Below are 19,596 nucleotides of genomic sequence, written 5' to 3' on the forward strand. Positions count from 1 at the left end.
TTTCATAAAAACCATATCAACCGCATGAAAAATAATTCTACTAAGGAAAACTCCTTGAAACATGTTCTTTTTGGGAGCTTAATAGGTACGACAATTGAATTTTTTGATTTCTATATTTATGCTAATGCAGCTGTATTGGTGTTTCCGCAATTATTTTTCCCAGGTGCTAGTAGTACTAATTCGACCCTTGAATCTTTAGCTACTTTTTCGATAGCTTTTTTATCCAGACCTATTGGTTCTGCTGTTTTTGGTCATTATGGAGATAAAATAGGGCGTAAAGTTACTTTGGTAGTGGCTTTGCTAACCATGGGATTGTCGACAATTGCAATTGGTTTTTTGCCAAGTTATGCAAGTATCGGAATCGCTGCGCCGATTTTATTGATGTTATGTCGATTTGGTCAGGGAGTTGGTTTAGGAGGCGAATGGGGTGGCGCTGTTTTATTAGCAATAGAGAATGCACCTCCGCATAAGCGTGCCTGGTATGGAATGTTTCCGCAATTAGGAGCGCCTATTGGATTGCTACTTTCAGGAGGAACTTTTTTAGTTTTAACGGATACTATGACCAGCGAAGATTTTATGGATTATGGCTGGAGAATTCCGTTTATAGCAAGTTCACTTTTGGTAATTGTTGGATTTTATATTCGTTTGAAAATTAGTGAAACTCCTGCTTTTGAAAACTCTAAATTAGAACAAAAAGAAGTGAAAATTCCATTTTTTACTTTGCTTAAATCGTATAAAAATCAATTGATTTTTGGGACATTATCTGCAATTACAACCTTTTTGGTATTTTATTTAATGACGGTTTTTACCTTAAGCTGGGCTACTTCAGATTTAGGTTTTACCAAAAGAGATGCTTTGTTAATACAATTGTTTTCTGTATTATTTTTTGCTGCTTTTATTCCTGTTTCGGCTTTGGTTGCCGATAAAATTGGTCGCAGAAAAATATTAATTTTCACGACTTTAGCTATTGCTGTTTTCGGTTTTTTCTTTTCGTATTTTCTTAATTCTGGAAGTCCTTACATGGTAACAGCTTTCGTTTGTATCGGAATGTCATTGATGGGTTTTACTTATGGTCCATTGGGAACTTTTTTATCGGAGTTGTTTCCTACGACAGTTCGTTATTCTGGAGCATCTTTAACTTTTAATATGGCAGGTATTTTGGGTGCAGCTTTTGCTCCAATGATTGCAATTTGGTTGGCAACGACTTATGGTTTGAGTTACGTAGGATTTTATCTAACTGCGGCTGCTTTAATATCTTTAGTTTCATTTTTAGTAATTTCTAAGAAAGTTCATCAGTTTTAAGAGGAAATCTACTGACACAATTTTTATAGTATTAGTAAACGAAGCTCTTTGGGTGTAATTACTGCATCTTTTCGCTTCGTTTGAGGCGTAAAAATTTAATTTAACACATAGAAACATAGATTTTATGTGTAAAAAAGAACACAAAAAGAAATATATTTCTTTCACACTAGTTTAGCTATGTGCATTTAAAATAAGTGAAACGCCTTTTTTTTGAGTTTACAAGACCTATGTTTCTATGTGTTAAAATTAATTGTGCCTAACAATCAAATGTTTTGTAAATCTTGTGATAAAGTTATCTAAGTTCAGTTGCTTTTTTAACTATCTAATAGTTTTTGGAGCAAGAATAAGAGAGGTTATTTATTTCTCAAAAGAAATCGACGTTAGAGCCAATTGGGATGTTGATCAAATTTTTGATCTAAGCATTCCTTATAATCCAGAATCTGATAAAAAAACAGACAAAAAGAAAACCGATAAAAAGAAATAATCTATAATCCCTGGATTATAAATTGATCTTTATCATTCAGGAAATCAAGTTTTTTTCTTGTTTCGTACATTTTTTCTTTATCTAATTCCGTAATAAAAACACCTTCTATTTCTTGGGGAGTAATTAAATATTCTCCAAGAAAATCTATTACTTGTGAGTGCCCAATGTGCTCATATCCATGATAATCTAAACCAATTCTGTTTACTCCTACCGAATAACACATGTTTTCGATAGCACGCGCTTTTAATAATGTATCCCATGCATTAGTGCGTATTTTAGGCCAATTGGCTACATATAATAGCAAATCATAGGATTCTGTATTTCTAGAAAAAACAGGAAATCTAAGATCATAACAAATTAGCGGACATATTTTCCATCCTAAATAATCTACAATTAGTTTCTGATCTCCTTTGGTATACACTTTATCTTCTCCAGCGAGAGTAAATAAATGTCGCTTATCATAATATTTTGTTTCTCCTGAGGGAAAAACAAATAATAATCTATTATAAAACTCCCCATTCTCCTCGATTACCAAACTTCCGGTAATTGCCCTTTTTGTAGCTCTAGCTAATAAACTCATCCACTCAACAGTTTCTCCTTGCATTGTTTCGGCAACGCTAGAAGGATTCATAGTAAATCCTGTAGAAAACATTTCGGGAAGCACAATCAAATCAACAGCTTCGCTAATTTCATGAATCTTTTGTTCGAAATAATTTCGGTTTTTTTCTGGGCTTTCCCAGTATAGATCTGTTTGAATTAATGCAATTTTCATATTGTAAAAATACTCTTTTTTAAAATAAATTAGCTCATTCGACTTTAACTCCAAATAGATTATTTCTTAAAACTCATCCAACTCAACAAACATCACACTTTTGGGAATAAAAAAACATTAAACAAAAAAATATTGCAATATTTTTGCAAAATATTGCAAAAATATTTCAAATAGTGAGAATAAATTATATATATTTGACCACAAACAAATAACCAACCAAACCATAAAACAATGAAAACCAGAAAATTATGAAAACCAAATTATTATCTTTAGTATTTATTGGAGGAATGAGTCTAACAATAAACGCACATGAAAATGCAATAAAAAAGCATTTCTTAGAACAAAGCACAAGTCAAATTGAGATAACTGGTAAAGTAGTAGGTCAAGATGACGGAATGCCAATAGCCGGAGCAACCGTATACGCAAAAAGCAATAACCGAATAGCAACGATTACTGATGAAAACGGAAACTTTAAACTAAATGTTCCTGAAAGCGAAAGTTTTGTTGTCGTTAACTATATGGGATACGGAACAAGCGAATCCAAAATAAATGGCACAAATCAATTACTTATAAGTTTAAAACCATCTGAAAATGTTTTAGAACAAGTTTTTGTTACTGCGTTAGGTGTCAAAAAAGTAAGCAAATCTCTAACCTATGCAGTAACCGAGCTAAAAGGGTCTGAGTTTAACAAAGCAAAAGAAGCCAATATCTCAAATGCTTTGGTTGGTAAAATTGCCGGAGTAAACGTTAGTAGTACAGCAACAGGACCAAACGGTTCGACCAGAGTTGTAATACGTGGAAATGGTTCCTTAAACGGAAATAACCAACCTATGTATGTTGTAAATGATTTACCAATAGACAACACACAACTTAATCTACCCGGAACAGGAAATGCACCTGGCTCACCAAAATTAAATGTAGACAGAGGAGATGGAACTGCTTTAATAAATCCTGACGACATCAAGTCTATAACAGTTCTTAAAGGAGGAACTGCTGCGGCTTTATATGGTGCTAATGCTGCCAATGGAGTAATCTTGATTCAAACCAAAAGAGGTTCTGCTCAAAAAGGTATCGGGATTGACTATAACACATCATTTACTCTAGAAACTCCCGCAGTAATACCAGATTGGCAATATGAATATGGAGCTGGAGATGCTGGCAAAAAGCCTTTAACCCAAAATGAAGCCATAGCTACTGGACGCTGGTCTTGGGGAGCTAAAATGGACGGAACTGATGTAGTGCAATTTGATGGAGTAAAAAGACCTTATAGCCCACAAAAAGATAATATTAAAAATTTCTATAGACCTGGAACTACATATATAAACTCAATTGCGTTATCTGGTGGTACCGACAAAGCAAGTGGCCGTCTTTCATTCTCTAACATGAATAGTGAAGGTATTGTACCAAACGCCGACTTTAATCGCAAAACAATCAATTTAGCCAGTAATGTAAATCTAACTGATTGGTTAAAATTTGATGTGGTAACACAATACAACCTAGAAAAATCAAACAACAGACCAACTGTATCCGATGCTGAAGCAAACCCAAACTGGGGAACTTACTTAATTGCAAATACTGTAGACATTAGAAACTTAGCTCCTGGATATGATGAAAACGGAAGAGAAGTAGCATGGAACCCTGTTCCCGTTGCAACAAATCCTCAATTTGTAGTGAATAGAATTAAAAATAATGATACTAAAAACCGTTTTGTGGGGATGGCAAACGTAAAATTAAACTTTACGCCAGATTTATTTTTACAAGGTCGTATCGGTCAAGATTACACAAACTATGAATTTTTTGGATACATCCCTAAAACATCTTTAAATACTCCTGATGGTTATGTTCAGGGTTCAAAAATGATATTATCTAATATAAATTCTGAAGCAATACTTAATTACACCAAGAAAAACATATACAGAGGAATTTCTTTAAGCTCATTAATAGGAGTTAATTCGAGAACGACACTAAGAGACGAAGTAAGAGTGGATGGAACAGGATTTGTTCTAGACGATTTTTACTCACTAACAAACTTAAAAACTGTAAGCTATACATACCCTTACGGAAAAACCAAAACCAACTCAGTTTACGGTGCGATAGATTTAGATTATAAAAATGTATTCTTTTTAAACTTTACAGGACGCCAGGATTGGTTCTCTACACTATCTAAAGATAATAACACCGTATTCTACCCTTCTATTGGATCTAGCGTAATAGTTTCAGACATATTAACTATGCCAAGCTGGGTTTCTTTTGCAAAATTAAGAGGTTCATGGGCACAAGTAGGTGGAGCAACTCCTGACCCATACGCATTAAATCCATCATACTCTATGATTCAAGGAGGACATAATGGGCAACAACTCCAAGGTCCGACTAGCTCAAGAATACCTAGCCCTACTCTAAGTCCTTTAACCTCAACAACATTTGAAATAGGTACAGATTTAGGTTTTTTTAATAATCGTATGAATATTGATTTTGCTTGGTACAATCGTAAAACAACCAACGACATTGTAGAAACTACTATTTCTAATGCATCTGGAGCAACTACTTCTTTATTAAATCTCGGAAAAATGAGAAACGAAGGTGTAGAACTTTTAATTAATGGAAAAATTATGAGTTCAGAAAATTTCTCATGGGATGTTACCTTCAATGGATCTTATAACAAAAACACAGTAGAAGCCTTAACCGAAGAATTAACCTCAATAACAATGGCTTCTTCTGTAAATAATTATGCAATTATTGCAAGTGATGTTGGCAGACCATATAGTATCATAAAAGGATATAAACCACTTAAAGATGCAAATGGAAACACTGTTTATAATGTAAGCGGAGGCTCGGCTACTACAGAAAGAGGACCACTTGAAGAATTAGGTCAAGGTGTACATCCTTGGGGAGCAGGGCTTAGTAATGAATTTAAATACAAAGCAATAACCTTTAGCTTCTTAATAGATGCAAAATTTGGAGGTAGCCTATATTCTGGTACCGATTTATACGGAACTCGTATGGGACTTACAAAACTTACTCTGGAAGGACGTGAAAATGGATTACCAATAAAAGGTGTCGATAAAAACGGAGGAACTGTAGATATGGTTATTGCTCCTGAAAACTTAAGAACGTATTATGACGGATTAAAAAACATAACATCTGAATTTGTTTATGATGCTAGTTTTGTAAAATTGAGACAAGTAATTATCGGATACCAATTGCCTATTAATAAGATTAAAGGTCTGTCTGTAATTCAATCAGCATCAATTTCATTTGTTGCCCGAAATTTATTCATTCTTTATAAGAAAACTCCAAACGTAGATCCTGAATCAGTTTTTAGCGCTGGTAATGCTCAAGGTATAGAACAATTTGGTGTACCTAGAACCAGAAGTTTTGGTTTAAGCTTAAGTGTTAAAATATAAAAATTAAAAGACATGAAAAAGATAACAACCCTATATATAGCAGGCATCCTTTTATTAAGCATATCAGCTTGTACTAAAGATTTTGAGGAAACTAATACAAATCCAAACGCAGTAGATAAACCTACTCCAAATTTCATTTTTAGCAGATCTCAGCTTGACGGATTAAACAATAATTATTTTTTCACCTCAATTATTGAATGTGGTCAAATGATGCAACATTATTCCACTTACAAAGAAGCATCAGGAGCAGGAGACAAATACCTTGACAACGAAGTATATTACTCTGCCTTTTTTGCACGAATATATCCAAATGCAATAAACGAAGTAACTATTGTAATAAACACACTAAAGGATAATCCAGAAAATATCAACAGGTATAATATTGCCAGAATTTGGAGAGCTTACCTATTTCACCGTGTTACAGATTTATATGGAGACGTTCCATACTCTCAAGCTGCAAAAGCAAATTCTGATCTGCTTTTTTTACCTAAATATGATAGTCAGGAATTTATATATAAAGATTTACTGAAAGAATTAGATGAAGCAGCATCAGCATTAACAACATCCAAACCTAGTTTTGGCGAAGCTGATTTAATATACGATGGTGATATTAATAAATGGAAGAAATTTTCATATTCATTAATGCTTCGATTAGGAATGAGATTATCTAAAGTTGACCCAGCGCTTTCTAAAACTTGGGTAAATAAGGCAATTACAGGTGGGGTAATCCTTAATGCTGCCGATAATGCCATAATGGAATATAAAGACGGGCCAAACGATATAAACCGTAATCCATCTGCTCTAGATCCAATAACTCTTGATTTTGCAAAATCATCTTTCGGACAAAAAAACAATGAAGGTGGAAAACTTAGTAAAACTTTTATCGATGTACTAAAAACTACTAACGATCCAAGAATTAGTATATACTCAGGTGTTTGGCAAGGCACGGTACAAAATACAAGCCCTGCCGTGCAAAAAGGTTTTCCAAACGGAACTAAAATAGCACCAACTCCAATTGAGCAGGCTACTTATTCTGAACCAAACCAAAGTACCGTTCTTAAAGTTGATTCTCCTCTTATTATAATTAGTAATGCCGAAACTAATTTATATCTGGCTGAAGCTGCTCTTAGAGGATGGTATGTGGGAGAATCTGACCAAAGTTTATACGAAAAAGCGGTAAAAGCTTCTTTCCTAAATGCTGTGATTTATGGACCATCTTACGCCATAACTGATGCAACCCCATATTTAACTGCAAATCCATATTTGGCTGGAGGCACATTTGATCAAAAAATGAATCAGATACATACTCAATTCTGGATTGCTTTATTTGTAGATGAACAAGAGGTTTATGCAAACTGGAGAAGAACTGGCTACCCAATATTAACTCCTGTAAATTTTCCTGGAAACGTGACAAACGGCACAATACCAAGGCGTTTTAAATATCCAACTGCCGAATATTCTGTTAATTCTGCTAACTTAGCAGAAGCAGTTAAGCGTCAGGGCAGCGATGCATTTACAACAAGAATGTGGTGGGATAAACAATAATATAAATAAATTAAATGAGTATTATAATTCTTTCGGCATGCATTATTTTTTTAGTGCTACAAATAACTTGGTTTAAAATCAACCCATTTATTGCCTTTATTATAACATCATTATTGGCAGGCCTATTATTAGGTTTGCCAATAATAACGTTAACACAAACCGTTCAAAAAGGTTTGGGCGATATGCTGGGCTCAATTGCCCTAATTATCATATTTGGTACCTGCATTGGTAAACTTACCGTTTCTTCTGGAGCCGCATCTGTAATTGCAAAAACAGTTATGGAATGGACAGGCGAAAAATACGTACGATTAGGTTTAATGATTACAGGATTTATTGTTGGAATCCCTTTATTTTATAGTGTAGGCTTTATACTTTTGGTTCCCTTAATATTTTCTGTAGCCAATCAGTTTAAACTACCCAAGGTATATATAGGTATCCCTATGCTTGCGTCACTTTCGGTTGCACATGGTTTTTTACCTCCTCACCCATCACCAATGGCTTTAAGCAATACCTTAAGTGCCGACATTGGCTTGGTTTTAACCTATGGTATTATTGTTTCTATACCAACTATTCTTATTGCAGGTTTATTATTCTCTGACACGCTTAAGAATATTAAATCTAATGATAAAAACACTATTGTTCCAACCGAAGAACCTACAAACCAAGCTACAAAACCTAGTTTTTTTACAAGTATAGCTTCTTCATTATTTCCAGTATTTGGCTTAACAATTACTTCCTTATTACCATTAGTCTGGAAAAACGAACAAGTAGAACTAATATGCAAAACTATAGGCGAACCTAGTATTATCATGTTAATTTCATTAATCATTTGCACCTACACATTAGGCTTTCGTACAGGTAAAAACATGAAAACCATCATGGACGAATATGCAGTTGCGATAAAAGACGTTGCATTAATAGTACTTATTATTGGGGGAGCCGGAAGTTTAAAAGAAGTAATGATGGTAAGCGGCGTAAGTCAAACCATTGTCGAATCTTTAATACAAATAGACATCCACCCTTACTTACTCGCCTGGTTAATAGCTGCATTAATACGAATTTGTGTTGGATCGGCCACTGCCGCAGGCTTAATGACTGCCGGAGTTTTAGTACCTTTATTACAATTAAAATCATTAGACCCCAACTTATTGGTTCTTTCTATAGGCGCAGGTAGCCTGATGTGCTCTCATGTAAACGATCCTGGATTCTGGATGTTCAAAGAATACTTTGGCACCAGCATGAAAGACACCATTAAATCCTGGACAGTGATGGAGTCATTAGTATCCGTCCTTGGAATTATTTTTATATTTATATTAAACATTTTTATACACTAATATTATGAGCTTATTACCACAAGAAAAATTCGAATCACTTGGCCTAACATTACCTCCAGCTCCTAAACCTTTAGGCATATACAAACCATTCTTAATCGATGGCAAATATTTGTATTTATCTGGTCATGGTCCTGTAAAAGACGACAAATCTTTAATCATAGGAAGAATTGGAGAAGATATGGACATTGAAGAAGGTAAACTAGCCGCAAGACAAGTAGGATTAACAATGTTATCTACAATTGTTACCAATTTTGATAGTCTAAACGCAGTAAAAAGAGTAATTAAAGTACTCGGAATGGTAAATTGTACCTCTGATTTTTTACGTCATCCTTATGTTATTAATGGATGTAGCGAATTATTTGCTGAGGTATGGGGACAAGAAAACGGAATCGGAGTAAGAAGTGCCGTAGGAATGGGTTCTTTACCAGATAATATTCCTGTTGAGGTAGAAGCGATTTTCGAATTATATTAAAAAAGTTATGTCACTCCCGATAGCTATCGGAATTCAATGATTAACATTGATTTTTTTAATTAAACCATTAAGACATTAAGTTTCATTAAGAATCTAAGCTTAATTTTTCTTAACCTACTAATTTTCATTAAGAAGTCAAGCTTAATTTTCTTAATATCTTAATGGTAAAAAAATATTAAATGTTTGATCTGTGAATCCCGATAGCTATCGGGAGTGGTAAAAAAAAATAATAACTATGAATACAAATACCTCACAAACAAAAATTGCAACATTTGGAGAACTTCTATTACGAATGGGCATAGCCAATGGCAATCGATTTACGCAAGCCAAAGAAATGCAGGTTCATATAGGAGGAGCCGAAGCAAATGTTTGTGTACTACTTTCACAATTAGGCATAAATACCAATTACATAACTCGTTTACCTAACAACGACCTATCTCAGCTTGCATTAAATGAACTCCATAAGTACAATGTAAATACCACAGATTGTATTTATGGAGGAGATAGAATTGGCTTATATTTTATCGAATCAGGTAATCAGATAAGACAATCGCAGGTAATTTACGACCGTAATAATTCGGCTTTTGCAACTATTGCTGAAGATGAAATAAATTGGGATAAAGTTTTAGAAAATACAACCCATTTTCATTGGTCTGGAATCAGCCCAGGAGTTTCTAATGAGGCTGGTTTAGTTTGCAAGAAAGCAATATTAGCCGCTCATAATAAAGGCATAACAATATCCTCTGACTTTAACTTTCGTACAAAATTATGGCAATACGGAAAAAGTCCTTCCGAAATTATGCCCGATTTACTTTATTATAGCACAATTACTGTAGCCGATTTAGATTCGACAGAAATATATTTTGGTATTAAAACAGATAAAAACGATTCCGATTCTAATCGGTTTCTAAAAACATACGAATTGCTAAAAGAAAAAATGCCTTACCTAAAAACATTAGCTATGAGCTTCAGAAAATCAGAAGGTCAAACCCATTTGTATTCAGGCATGTTATTTCACGAAGGTAAATTTTACGAATCAAAACAATATCTAATACATTTAGTTACCGACCAGATTGGATCAGGAGACGCCTTTACCGCAGGATTACTTTACAGCCTTAAAAACAATCTATCAGGACAAGAATGTATAGATTGGGCAACGGCATGTGGTGTTATAAAACAAAGCGTAGTAGGAGACTTTGCAATAACCACATCCGAAGAAATAAACCATTTCATCAAATACGGCTCAAGTAATAGAATTAATAGATAAAACATAATTACAAAATGTATAATATTTTAAAAGCACAAAGAGTACTTCCTTTAGTCACACAAATCAGCATTAAAACTGCCGAGATTATACTAAAATCTGCTTCAGATTCAGGAATTAAAATCATTGAATTTGCTGCACGTGCTGATGACGCAAAAGAAGTTTTTGCTCAAATGGTAAATTTTAGAAACACAAATAACCTAGATATAAAATTAGCTGTTGGATCTGTCCTGACCTTAAATGATGCCGAAACGTACCATAAACTTGGTGCAGATTGCATTATATGCCCCCATACAGATTTAGAAATAGGAAATTATTGTTTAAAAAATAATCTTTATTGGATTCCGGGAGCAGCTACATTAAACGAAGTTCTTCATGCTAATAAATTAGGAGCCGAAATAGTTAAACTTTTTCCTGCTGATAAAATAGGAGGTCCTGATTATGTAAAAGCTATAAAAGCACCATTCCCAAATTTAAAACTGATGCCTACTGGCGGAGTAACATTAGAAGAAAGCAATTTAAAATCCTGGTTTAAAGTAGGAGTTGTTTGTGTAGGAATTGGCTCTCACTTGTTCTCCAAAGAAATGCTATCTCAATTAGATTATAATAAATCATTTGAAGCTTTTAAAAATTTAATTGCTATTGTTGATAAAACCAGAAAATAAAGACATGGAAAATAATTGGTGGGAAATAAATCCAGAAACGCGTATTGACACTCCTTTTTTAGCGCTTTATATCGACCGTATTCGATACAATATCGAGCACTTAATTGAATCTGTAAATGGGAATACTCAAAAATTAAGACCACATATAAAAACGCATAAACTTGGAGAAATTCTCGATTTGTTTAAAAAATATCAAATAAACAAAGTAAAATGTGCCACTATTGCCGAGGCCGAATTATGTGCCATTCACAATGTTCCTGATATATTATTAGCCTACCAACCAACAGGATTAAAACAAAAACGCTGGATTACCTTACTACATAAATATCCTCGTCTTAATTTTTCGACTATTGTTGATAATATCGACACAGCAAACGAATTGTCCGAGTTAGGCAAAAGCTACAATTTAAAGCTAAATATCTATCTTGATATAAATGCTGGAATGGATAGAACCGGAGTAAATTTTAAAAGCAATTGGAATGATTTAGCCAGTGCCATAATCCAATTACCAAATATCAATTTCTTAGGATTACATATTTATGATGGCCATTTAAAAGGCACTATCGAGCAACGAACAAAAGAAGTATCAGATTCATTTACCCAGATAACAGATAAACTTTCTACACTTAAAAAAAAACTCAATTACAAACTAAAAATTGTTGCTGGTGGCTCTAATACATTTCCGTTTTATGCCACTCAGGAAAATGTAGAATCTAGCCCTGGTACATTTGTATTTTGGGATATTAATTATCAGACTAATTTACCTGAGCAGAGTTTTAAACCCGCAGCGGTTTTAGTGGGAACAATTATTTCTAAACCCACAGAAAATACTCTATGTATCGATATCGGATATAAATCTGTAGCTTCAGAAAACCCAATAGATAAACGTTTGACAATTTTAAATGACGATAAATTAATTCCAATATCGCATTCCGAAGAACATTTAGTTCTCGAAAACAAAGGAAATAAACAATACAAACTAGGCGATACCATTTATGCAATCCCCTACCATATTTGTCCTACTTGTGCTTTATACGAAACAGTTCAAGTAGTAAACTCTCAGCAAGATATTTACAATCAATGGACTGTTCTTGCCCGTAATAAAAAAATAAGTATTTAAAAATAAAATACAACACTATGTTCATATTTGATGCACATCTAGACCTAAGCATGAATGCTATGGAATGGAATAGAGATTTAAGAAATGATGTATCTACATTGCGTCATTTAGAAAAAGGAATGAATGACAAACCAGATAGAGAAAAAGCTACTGTATCATTCCCCGATTTAAGAAAAGGAAACATCGGGATTGTAGTAGCTACTCAAATAGCGCGATTTGTTAAACCCGATAGTAAAATTCCTGGTTGGAATTCACCACAACAAGCTTGGGCGCAAACACAAGCACAAGTCTCTTGGTACAAATGCATGGAAGAGGAAGGCGAAATGGTTGCAATTACCGACAAGAAATCACTACTAAAACAAATTGAATTATGGAATGATGGCACTCCAAATGACAAAAAACCTATTGGCTATATTTTAAGTCTCGAAGGTGCAGATTCCCTTATTGATGTTTCATACGTAGAAAAAGCGCACAATTACGGACTAAGAGCTATTGGTCCTGCACATTATGGCCCAGGTCGTTATGCTAACGGAACCGATTCTACAGGAAAAATGGGCGCAAACGGAATCGCATTGCTTAAAGAAATGGAACGTTTAAATATTATTCTGGATGCAACACATTTATGTGACGATGCTTTTTGGCAAGCCCTAGAAAACTATAACGGTCCAGTTTGGGCAAGTCACAATAATTGCCGAAGCTTAGTAAATCATAATAGACAATATAGTGATGATCAAATCAAAGAACTCATTTCCAGAGGAGCAGTTATAGGCGGCGCATTAGATGCATGGATGTTGGTACCAAATTGGGAACGAGGCGTTTCTACTCCATTAGGAATGCAATGTAATCTCGAAACCGTTTTTAAACATATGGACCACATATGCCAATTGGCAGGAAATGCAAATCACATTGGCGTAGGCTCAGATTTAGATGGCGCATTTGGCACAGAACAAACACCATATGATTTAAACACTATAGCCGATTTACAAAAATTAGTCTTCATCTTTAGAAGCCATGGATATTCAGAAGAAGATTTAAAAAATATCTTCCATCAAAACTGGATAAACTTCCTAATAAAAAATTGGGATTAAATAAAAGTCAAATTTGGAACAGCCTGCTTATACGATTGAAGTTTTTCATGATTAGGATCAACCTCAGTTATTACAAAATCTACTTCGGATAAGCTGGCAATTTTCATCTTTAAAACCGTATCCAATTTTTCGGATATTGTAAGAATAGCCGTTTTTTGAGAAGCCTGAATCATTGCTTTTTTTACCTGAACAGTTTCCCAATCAGAGTCTGAAAAACCTCCTTTGATATCTAATGCATTTGTTCCTAAAATTAATAAATCAACCTTAATACTTGATAACTGATGATACACATCTCCGCTCACACACATTTGACTATAAGGCGAAATACTCCCACCAATCATTATAACTTTCACATTAGGTTTATCCAAAAGTTCAACTGCAGATAAAACAGTTACGGTAAAAATAGTAAGATTTAAATCATTAGGAATTAATCGAATAAACTCTCTAATTGTAGTTCCTCCACCAATTAACAAAACCATTCCGTCGTGAAGCAATCCAACAGTTTTTTTTGCAATTATTTGTTTAGATTCACCAGCGTAAGTTTTTGTTACCGAAGAATGATGATATGCTTTTGTCATAGCACCACCTTTCACCTTAATCAGTAAAGACTCTGATTCAAGTTCATTTATATCTCTTCGAATTGTATCCTCAGAAACAAACAATTGATTAGAAAGTGTGTCGAAACTCACTCGGGTATGTAAGTTAATCTCTTTTAAAATATGAGCTTTTCTTTCTTCCTTGGTGTAATTTACCAATTCGTTATCATTCATGCGTTTCCATTTATTATAACAAAAGTAAACAAATAATGCAATAATATTGCTGGAAGAAATAAAAAACTAACACAAAAACAACACAAAAAACATCATTTACAATACATTAAATACAAAAACACACAGTGCAATTTTTTCGCAAAACAACTAATTTAAATCACTATAAACTTTAAATTTGTTTTTAACCAACCAAAAACCCTAACATGAAAAAAATCCTCCTATTTATTTTAACATTGTGCTATTCATTAGGGAATGCCCAAGAAACTTCAAACAACACAACTATAATTCCTGCACCTAATTTTTTTAAGGCAACAGGTGATAGTATCGCTATAAAAGGACAAATAAAAATTGTTTTTAAAAACAATAAATACACCCCAAAAGAACTCAAAACAGCTCAAATTTTTGAATCTGTTATAAACAAAAACTCTTCTAAAAAGAAAGTCGACATTTTGGTTCAATTTACAACCGAATCTGCTTCCGCAAAAGGAGATAAGGAAGCTTACAAAATAAATATTACTCAAAAAGGTATTTTTGTTACGGGTCAAGAGCAAGGGCTATTTTACGCAGTACAAAGTTTACTTCAGCTTTTGCCAAATAACTTAACAGTAAGTTCTCAGATCAAACTACCATGTATTGAAATTATCGATGAGCCTAGATATCCGTATAGAGGATTACATCTCGATGTATGTCGTCACTTTTTTTCGGCAGATGTTATTAAAGATTTCATTGCCCAAATGTCTTATTACAAACTAAATAATTTTCATTGGCATTTAACTGATGATCAAGGCTGGAGAATCGAAATAAAAAAATATCCTAAGCTTACCGAAATCGGATCCAAAAGAGCACAAACACTCGTTGGGAATAAATTCGAACGATTCCCAAGATTTTTTGACAATACTCCCTACGGAGGTTATTACACACAGGAAGAAATCAAAGATGTTGTAAAATTTGCCGAAGAGCATTTTGTAAATATTATTCCCGAAATCGAAATGCCAGGACATGCCTCTGCTGCCGTGGCTGCTTACCCAAACTTAGCCTGTTTCCCATCTACAGACTTAAAAGTAATTGAATCCTGGGGTGTGTTCGAAGATGTATTTTGCGCAGGCAAAGAAGAAACTTTTGTTTTTTTAGAAGATGTTTTAAAAGAAGTGATGGTACTTTTTCCAAGTAACTACATACATATTGGCGGAGACGAATGTCCAAAATCACGATGGGAAAAATGTCCGAATTGTCAAAAGAGAATAAAAGACCTTGGTTTAAAAAATGAACATGAGCTACAAAGTTATTTTATTAAACGCATGGAAAAATTTCTAAACGCAAACGGAAGACAAATTTTTGGATGGGATGAAATTCTAGAAGGCGGTCTTGCTCCTAATGCAGCAGTTATGTCATGGCGCGGAGAATCTGGCGGGATTGCAGCAGCTAGAGACAAACACAAAGTAGTAATGACTCCAGAAGATTATGTCTATTTTGACCATAATCAGGGCTATTCTTTACAAGAACCATTATCTGTTGGTCGATTAACCACAGTTCATGAAGTATACAACTACAACCCAACTCCCGTAGATAGCCTAACCATAGAACAACAAAAATACATTCATGGAGTTCAGGCTAATATTTGGTCGGAATATGTAACTAGTCCTGCAAAACTAAATTATATGCTTTATCCAAGACTTTTTCCATTTGCAGAAATAGCCTGGACAGAAACAAAGAATAAAAATTATTCGAATTTAATGCTAAAAAGATTCCCACATCATATAGAAAAATTAGAATCCGAAAAACGATTATATAAAGTCCCTACCCCATTTGGAATTCAGGACACCACTATTATAGCGTCAAAATTCATTCTAGAAATGCAACCAACCATTAAAAATGGGCAAATTTTCTATACCATCGATGGTTATAATCCAGATGAAACAGCCAATAATTACACAAAACCAGTTACGGTTTATATTCCAAAAGGAGAATTCAGAAACATAAAAGTAGTACAAATAAGCCCAAGTGGAAGAAGAAGTTCCATTACCACAATTTCAGTTAAAAATTCCGAAACCCAACCTGCTTTGGCTATTAAGCCAACCAAAAATGGTTTAAAATATTCCTATACAAATAAACTCGTTCAACAAACACTAGAACTAGATACTATCAAATTTATTAAGTCAGGCATTCATGAAGGAGTAATTGAAATGAAAAGATACAAATCAAAAGAAAACCTATACATGGGGTTAAAATTTGAAGGTTATATCTATATTCCTGAAACTGCACAATATGAGTTCTCGACTATTGTAGACGATGGTGCAAAATTATTTATAGACTACCAGCTTATTGTTGATAACGACGGAAGACATTGGATTAATGAAGCTTTTGGGGCAGCAAAACTCGAAAAAGGATTTCATAAGATAAACATCAGTTATTTTGATGCTGCAGGAAGTTCTACACTACGATGCTTTATCCGACAAGAAGGGAAAGAAAAACAAGAAATAAGTGCTTCGCAATTGTATTATGAATAGGCAAAAACAAAAAAACGCATTCGCCGTGGCGAATGCGTTTTTTATAAAAACTAAATTGCATTTTATTTTTATCCTTTCAAGCTTGCAGATAAATACTCACGGTTCATACGTGCAATATTTTCAAGAGAAATTCCTTTAGGACATTCTACTTCACAAGCTCCAGTGTTAGTACAGTTACCAAAACCTTCGTGATCCATCTGGTGTACCATGTTTAGTACACGATCAACAGCTTCAATCTTACCTTGGGGTAATAAAGCATATTGAGATACTTTTGCAGCAACAAATAACATTGCTGATGAGTTTTTACAAGTTGCAACACAAGCTCCACAACCAATACAAGCAGCAGCATCGAATGATTTATCTGCATCGTGTTTGTTTATCGGAATTGTATTTGCATCAATTGTATTTCCTGAAGTATTTACCGAGATAAAACCTCCAGCATGTTGAATTCTGTCAAAAGAACTTCTGTCAACAACTAAATCTTTAATTACAGGGAAAGCTTTTGCTCTAAATGGCTCGATAAAAATCGTATCACCATCTTTAAACATACGCATGTGTAACTGACAAGTAGTTACTCCTCTGTCTGGTCCGTGTGCTTCACCATTGATGAATAATGAACACATACCGCAGATTCCTTCACGACAATCGTGATCAAATGCTACTGGCTCTTCTCCTTTATTGATTAATTGTTCGTTAAGAACATCAAGCATTTCAAGGAAAGACATATCTGGTTCGATTCCGTCGATTGGGTAATCAACAATTCCCCCTTTATCTTGGGCGTTTTTCTGACGCCATATTTTTAATGTAAGTTTCATAATTTTGTTATGGGTTATAAGTTATGAGTTAAATGTTTCTCAACTCTCAACTTTTATTTATAACTACGCTGTACTAATTTAATATTTTCGTAGACCAGAGGTTCTTTGTGTAATACTGCATCACTTGGTTTTCCTTTGTATTCCCAAGCTGCAACATATGCAAAGTTTTCGTCATCACGAAGTGCTTCTCCTTCTTCTGTTTGGTATTCTTCACGGAAGTGACCTCCACAAGATTCATTACGGTGTAATGCATCTTTTGCGAACAATTCTCCTAACTCTAAGAAATCGGCAACACGTGTCGCTTTCTCTAATTCCTGATTAAATTCGTTAGCGCTTCCAGGAACTTTTACATCTTTATAAAACTCTTCACGTAAAGCAGCAATCTCAACAATAGCCTCAGATAAACCTTTAGCATTACGAGCCATACCTACTTTATCCCACATGATCTTTCCTAATTTCTTATGGAAATAATCTACAGAATGAGTTCCTTTATTATTGATAAATCTATCGATTTGATCTTTTACTTCTTTTTCTGCTGCTACGAATTCTGGTAAATCTGTAGAAATTTCTCCCATTTTAATATCCGGAGCAAGATAATCTCCGATAGTATAAGGTAATACGAAATATCCATCAGCTAAACCTTGCATCAAAGCAGAAGCTCCAAGTCTGTTTGCTCCGTGATCAGAGAAGTTAGACTCTCCAATTGAGAAACATCCAGGAATTGTAGTCATTAAGTTATAATCAACCCAAGTTCCACCCATTGTGTAGTGAACCGCTGGGTAAATCATCATTGGTGTTGTATAAGGGTCCTCATCGACGATTTTGTAATACATTTGGAATAAGTTTCCGTATTTACTCTTCACGATTTCAGCTCCTAATTTAGTCACCAAAGCAGCATCTTTATCATCTAAACCTTTTACAAAAGCTTCTTCAGTTCCGTAACGTTTAATCGCTGCAGCAAAATCTAAGTAAACAGCTTCTCCAGTTTTGTTAACTCCAAAACCAGCATCACATCTTTCTTTTGCAGCACGAGACGCTACGTCACGAGGCACTAAGTTACCAAAAGCAGGATATCTTCTTTCTAAGAAATAATCTCTATCAGCTTCAGATAAATCAGTTGCTTTTTTCTTTCCTTCACGGATTGCTTTAGCATCTTCTTGTTTTGCAGGAACCCAAATACGACCGTCATTACGTAACGATTCAGACATCAAAGTCAATTTAGACTGGTGATCTCCTGAAACAGGAATACAAGTTGGGTGAATTTGTGTGTAACAAGGATTTGCAAAAAACGCTCCTTTTTTATGAATTTTCCAAGCTGCTGTTGCATTACTTCCCATAGCATTTGTTGACAAGAAAAACACGTTTCCGTATCCTCCAGAACCAACTACTACAGCGTGAGCAGAATGTCTTTCTATTTCTCCAGTAACTAAGTTACGAGCAATAATACCTCTCGCTTTTCCGTTCACGATAACAATGTCTAACATTTCGTGACGGTTGTACATTTTTACTTTTCCACGACCAATCTGACGGTTCATTGCAGAATAAGCTCCTAACAATAATTGTTGTCCTGTTTGTCCTTGTGCATAAAAAGTACGAGAAACCAAAGTTCCTCCAAAAGAACGGTTATCTAAAAGACCACCATACTCTCTTGCCAATGGCACTCCTTGAGCCACACATTGGTCAATAATATTAGCCGAAACTTCAGCCAAACGGTGAACGTTTGCTTCACGCGCACGGTAGTCACCCCCTTTTACAGTATCATAAAATAATCTGTAAACCGAGTCACCATCACCTTTATAGTTTTTTGCTGCATTGATACCACCTTGAGCTGCAATAGAGTGCGCACGTCTTGGTGAATCCTGAAAACAAAAAGCTTTTACGTTATATCCCTGCTCAGCCAAAGTAGCCGCAGCTGAACCTCCAGCCAAACCTGTACCAACAATGATAATATCTAAATTACGTTTGTTAGCAGGGTTTACTAAATTAATATGATCTTTATAATCTGTCCATTTGTCCGATATTGGGCCGTGTGGAATTTTTGAATCTAATGCCAT

The 19,596-nt window shown here is 34.5% G+C and carries 15 protein-coding genes; 11 read left to right on the forward strand and 4 right to left on the reverse strand.

Going from position 1 to position 19,596, the window contains the following annotated elements:
* Positions 1 to 24 precede the first annotated feature (24 nt).
* Together B8T70_RS02300 and B8T70_RS02305 are read left to right on the forward strand one after the other, a co-directional pair.
* Positions 25 to 1,302, forward strand: coding sequence for an MFS transporter (locus tag B8T70_RS02300; protein ID WP_086893769.1), 1,278 nt, complete (start codon positions 25 to 27; stop codon positions 1,300 to 1,302).
* Between the two features lie 283 nt (positions 1,303 to 1,585).
* The gene (locus tag B8T70_RS02305) at positions 1,586 to 1,786 is read left to right on the forward strand and encodes a hypothetical protein (protein ID WP_086893770.1); all 201 of its coding nucleotides are present in this window, start codon (positions 1,586 to 1,588) and stop codon (positions 1,784 to 1,786) included.
* 1 nt (position 1,787) lies between these two features.
* Here B8T70_RS02305 and B8T70_RS02310 read toward each other — a convergent pair whose 3' ends face one another.
* Complete coding sequence (locus B8T70_RS02310) at positions 1,788 to 2,558, reverse strand: nitrilase family protein (RefSeq protein WP_039113107.1); 771 nt, start codon at positions 2,556 to 2,558, stop codon at positions 1,788 to 1,790.
* Between the two features lie 248 nt (positions 2,559 to 2,806).
* Between B8T70_RS02310 and B8T70_RS02315 the strand changes: the two genes are divergently transcribed.
* The 8 genes from B8T70_RS02315 (at position 2,807) to B8T70_RS02350 (ending at position 13,450) form a co-directional block, all read left to right on the forward strand.
* Positions 2,807 to 5,962, forward strand: a complete 3,156-nt coding sequence (locus B8T70_RS02315) for a SusC/RagA family TonB-linked outer membrane protein (protein ID WP_086893771.1) — start codon at positions 2,807 to 2,809, stop codon at positions 5,960 to 5,962.
* 12 nt (positions 5,963 to 5,974) lie between these two features.
* On the forward strand, positions 5,975 to 7,507 hold the full coding sequence (locus B8T70_RS02320; protein WP_086893772.1) for a SusD/RagB family nutrient-binding outer membrane lipoprotein: 1,533 nt from the start codon (positions 5,975 to 5,977) through the stop codon (positions 7,505 to 7,507).
* Positions 7,508 to 7,521: 14 nt separating this feature from the next.
* Positions 7,522 to 8,841: a GntP family permease gene (locus B8T70_RS02325; RefSeq protein WP_086893773.1), complete on the forward strand. Its 1,320-nt coding sequence runs from the start codon at positions 7,522 to 7,524 to the stop codon at positions 8,839 to 8,841.
* Positions 8,842 to 8,845: 4 nt separating this feature from the next.
* Positions 8,846 to 9,313, forward strand: a complete 468-nt coding sequence (locus B8T70_RS02330) for a RidA family protein (protein WP_039113111.1) — start codon at positions 8,846 to 8,848, stop codon at positions 9,311 to 9,313.
* Positions 9,314 to 9,548: 235 nt separating this feature from the next.
* Positions 9,549 to 10,580, forward strand: a complete 1,032-nt coding sequence (locus tag B8T70_RS02335) for a sugar kinase (RefSeq protein ID WP_039113256.1) — start codon at positions 9,549 to 9,551, stop codon at positions 10,578 to 10,580.
* 14 nt (positions 10,581 to 10,594) lie between these two features.
* Positions 10,595 to 11,242 carry a bifunctional 4-hydroxy-2-oxoglutarate aldolase/2-dehydro-3-deoxy-phosphogluconate aldolase gene (locus B8T70_RS02340; protein ID WP_039118011.1) on the forward strand — a complete coding sequence of 216 codons (648 nt, stop codon included), beginning with the start codon at positions 10,595 to 10,597 and terminating at the stop codon, positions 11,240 to 11,242.
* 4 nt (positions 11,243 to 11,246) lie between these two features.
* The gene (locus tag B8T70_RS02345) at positions 11,247 to 12,362 is read left to right on the forward strand and encodes a D-TA family PLP-dependent enzyme (protein WP_086893808.1); all 1,116 of its coding nucleotides are present in this window, start codon (positions 11,247 to 11,249) and stop codon (positions 12,360 to 12,362) included.
* A 17-nt stretch (positions 12,363 to 12,379) separates the two neighbouring features.
* The gene (locus tag B8T70_RS02350; RefSeq protein ID WP_086893774.1) at positions 12,380 to 13,450 is read left to right on the forward strand and encodes a dipeptidase; all 1,071 of its coding nucleotides are present in this window, start codon (positions 12,380 to 12,382) and stop codon (positions 13,448 to 13,450) included.
* Here B8T70_RS02350 and B8T70_RS02355 read toward each other — a convergent pair.
* Positions 13,447 to 14,220 carry a DeoR/GlpR family DNA-binding transcription regulator gene (locus B8T70_RS02355; protein WP_039113114.1) on the reverse strand — a complete coding sequence of 258 codons (774 nt, stop codon included), beginning with the start codon at positions 14,218 to 14,220 and terminating at the stop codon, positions 13,447 to 13,449. The two genes, B8T70_RS02350 and B8T70_RS02355, sit on opposite strands and share 4 nt — an antisense overlap.
* Positions 14,221 to 14,423: 203 nt before the next feature.
* On the opposite strand from B8T70_RS02355, the gene B8T70_RS02360 reads away from it, so the two are divergent.
* Entirely contained in the window at positions 14,424 to 16,727 is a 2,304-nt protein-coding gene (locus B8T70_RS02360; protein ID WP_086893775.1) for a family 20 glycosylhydrolase, read from the forward strand.
* Between the two features lie 68 nt (positions 16,728 to 16,795).
* Here the strand turns inward: B8T70_RS02360 and B8T70_RS02365 are convergent, their stop codons facing one another.
* Together B8T70_RS02365 and B8T70_RS02370 are read right to left on the reverse strand one after the other, a co-directional pair.
* The gene (locus B8T70_RS02365; protein ID WP_035617551.1) at positions 16,796 to 17,542 is read right to left on the reverse strand and encodes a succinate dehydrogenase/fumarate reductase iron-sulfur subunit; all 747 of its coding nucleotides are present in this window, start codon (positions 17,540 to 17,542) and stop codon (positions 16,796 to 16,798) included.
* Positions 17,543 to 17,595: 53 nt separating this feature from the next.
* Positions 17,596 to 19,596 (reverse strand): fumarate reductase/succinate dehydrogenase flavoprotein subunit, encoded by a 2,001-nt coding sequence (locus B8T70_RS02370; protein ID WP_039118006.1) that lies wholly within the window; start codon positions 19,594 to 19,596, stop codon positions 17,596 to 17,598.

Source organism: Flavobacterium sp. AJR (assembly GCF_002156885.1).
Classification (GTDB): domain Bacteria; phylum Bacteroidota; class Bacteroidia; order Flavobacteriales; family Flavobacteriaceae; genus Flavobacterium.